Origin of the sequence: Hydrogenophaga sp., assembly GCF_048549895.1 — a bacterium.
GTDB lineage: Bacteria > Pseudomonadota > Gammaproteobacteria > Burkholderiales > Burkholderiaceae_C > Hydrogenophaga.
Window position 1 is genome coordinate 1 of record NZ_JBLYYB010000023.1, and the last position, 2575, is coordinate 2575.

Annotated in this window: 4 protein-coding genes; 2 read left to right on the forward strand and 2 right to left on the reverse strand. The window is 60.5% G+C overall.

The features are described from left to right. Window positions 1-117 precede the first annotated feature (117 nt). Window positions 118-711 (forward strand): DUF4357 domain-containing protein, encoded by a 594-nt coding sequence (locus tag ACN4F8_RS02050; RefSeq protein WP_419472059.1) that lies wholly within the window; start codon window positions 118-120, stop codon window positions 709-711. A gap of 97 nt (window positions 712-808) precedes the next feature. Here the strand turns inward: ACN4F8_RS02050 and ACN4F8_RS02055 are convergent, their stop codons facing one another. Together ACN4F8_RS02055 and ACN4F8_RS02060 are read right to left on the reverse strand one after the other, a co-directional pair. Continuing rightward, on the reverse strand, window positions 809-1246 hold the full coding sequence (locus ACN4F8_RS02055; protein WP_419472060.1) for a hypothetical protein: 438 nt from the start codon (window positions 1244-1246) through the stop codon (window positions 809-811). Further along, window positions 1243-1956, reverse strand: coding sequence for a DUF433 domain-containing protein (locus ACN4F8_RS02060; protein ID WP_419472061.1), 714 nt, complete (start codon window positions 1954-1956; stop codon window positions 1243-1245). The genes ACN4F8_RS02055 and ACN4F8_RS02060 overlap by 4 nt, the downstream gene beginning before the upstream one ends. Before the next feature lie 134 nt (window positions 1957-2090). Between ACN4F8_RS02060 and ACN4F8_RS02065 the strand changes: the two genes are divergently transcribed. Then, a complete protein-coding gene (locus tag ACN4F8_RS02065; protein ID WP_419472062.1) occupies window positions 2091-2357 on the forward strand; it encodes a helix-turn-helix transcriptional regulator in 267 nt (88 codons plus the stop codon). Window positions 2358-2575: the final 218 nt, after the last annotated feature.

The following is a 2575-nucleotide window of genomic DNA, read 5'->3' on the forward strand; positions in this document are numbered from 1 at the left end:
CTGAATGCAATTATCGCAGTTCCTGGCAAATCCAGCAGCAGTTCAGCGCCACTTTCTCACAGATATTCATGAGGTTGGGGAATTTTCAGGGGCGACGATTTCTGGAATCGGGCGCTGGTGGCCATCTCGCTCACCAACAACCTGACCAACACGCACGCGAGCTTTCTGGAGTGGCTGTCCATCGCCGAGGCCAACCGTGCTGAGCGGTTTGCGCTGGAGAACGGCAATGCCGGCAGCCGCCCGCACACGCCGGCCCCGCTGGAAGCCGAGTGCAAGGAGTTGCACGACACCATCCGCACCTTGGTGGCCACGCTGGGCTATCCACTGTTCGAGCCGCTGGCTGGCAGCGCCGTCAGAACCGACAACGCGAATCTGCTTTTCTGCCGCGCGTCCGAAGCGGATGCGCGTGGCCTGTTCACCGAGGAGGGCTTTGTCGTCCTCAAAGGGTCCAGTGGCCGGTTGGACACCGTTCCTTCGTTCCAGAAACACGGCTATCAGCGCGTGCGCGACCGCTTGCTGGAGCAGGGCGTACTGGTAGAACAAAACGGGCGCATCCGTTTTGAGCGGGACTATCTGTTTGCTTCACCTAGTGCGGCGGCGGCTTGCGTCACCGGCCGCACGGCCAATGGGCTGATCGAATGGAAGGACATGAACGGCAGAACCTTGAGTGACGTCCGCGAAATGCCTGGAGCAGCCAATGGTCCCGAGTAGTAAAGACGAAGCAGGCACAACGTCCCTCCGAGCCGGGCGCTTCGCCGGGCACTGATCATTCAGCAGGGAGATACGCCACATCCAGTGTGATGGCCTATCAGCGCCCGTCACGACTGTCCCTGGGGTGCCAGAGTTCGATTCGCCCAGGCGCTTTGTTGTTGGCCGCCGCCTCGGTTGCCGAGGGTCGATAGACCTTGGCGATGTACGGCGGCCTTTGCCCCTCAATGAAGCTGAGGACTCGCGGCAATGTCGCCACAAAAGCGTCGGCCAATTCTGGAAACGGGGCATCGCCAATGACGACCAGCAGCGCCACGCGGTGTTGCATCACCGTTGCAAGCTCGTTGGGCTTGTAGCGAATGCGCCGGTCGTGGGTGAGCGCCACCCAGCCGCGCCTTCCGATCTCTGCCAGCCAGTCTTCGTCTGGGCAGTCTTGGCGAAAATGTTGAATGTGGGGCTCTACATCGATGCCTGCCTCGGCGAGCCGCGCTGGAAAGCGCTTGCCAAGGTTGTAGTCAGTAAAGAAGGTCGGCGTCATGCCGCCCGCTCGTAGAGCACTGCCTCCTCGATGTCCTGCTCTGTGAGGTCATAGTCGTCTGCGATATCGGCGATCAATTCACCCGCATCAATACGACTTGCGATGGTCGCGGTGGTCACGCCCTTGCCATTGAGGGTGGGGCGGCCGAACGCGACCTGGGGGTCGATGGAGACCGGACGATCTCTCTGGGTCACGCCCGCAAACGGGTACAGACGAACGGGGAATTGCCACTCGTCCCAGTCAACTCGGGCAAGGTGCTCATTGAAGGTGCGCCGTATGGCCATCTGCCCCGAGGCTGAAAGTTCGATTAACTCGCCGTACCGCTCGAGCAGCAATCGCCCGCCGTCTGTGCGCAACTCGGTTCGCAGCAGCAGTCGGTCGATCTTGAGCGTGTGCTGGGCGTACTTGATTGATTTGCGCAGCGCATCCATCGACACCCCATGGTCGGTGCGAAGTGAGCGCAGCACATGGGCCTCGATGAGGTTCCAAAACGACAGCGTGGGTGGCGGATTGTGAGCGGGGTCAATCAGTGCGCTGGCATGCGCGAGACCGCTGCCTTTCGGGTAGGTGCGGCCGATGACCCATGAGCGAAGCGTCGCGGGTGCAACTTTGAGGTATCGGGCCGCCTCGGCGAGGGTGTAGGCGGGCTGATCGCGAATATCGGTTTTAGGCATGGTGAGCGCGCCTATCAAAAACTGAGCGGTCGGCATCGTACCAACTCCAAGCCTTGGCCAGTTCAACGACATCGAAAGTCGCTAATCGCCAACATTGTGGTTGGAAATTGTGTAAAAACTGAGCAAGTCGGTATTTCCCGACTTTTTGACTGTGCTGAACAAACGCCGACGTGAAACCAATCAGGCCGCCTATTGCACCGGTACCCCGCAGACATGCCAAGCGCGGAACCGACACCGATCTATTGGCTTTGTGCGACACCGTACGTGCGGCACGGACTGCTGCGGGCATGACGCAGGCCGAGTTGGCGCTGGTGTGCGGGGTTTCGCGCGATACGGTCATTGCGTTCGAAAACGGACGCTCTGGCGTGTCGTTGGGCTCGGCGCTTCGGGTTATGCGCGGGCTAGGGCTGACACTTTCACCGGCGGTACGGCGCTGAGGGTCACGGTCATCAATCCCCAGGGGCGCCTCGTCACTCAGGACGCCCCGGAGCGGCTGGGAACAGATCGACTGACGCGCCGGCCAGATCCCGTAGCCTTTTGTGCAGCACCTTGAAATGATGCTGGCGCTAAAAACACCAGAGACTGATTAGAACAATGGGGGATGCCGGGTGAGTCTGCACAAGGAAATTGCGTTCGAGAACGATGTCTGTGCCCA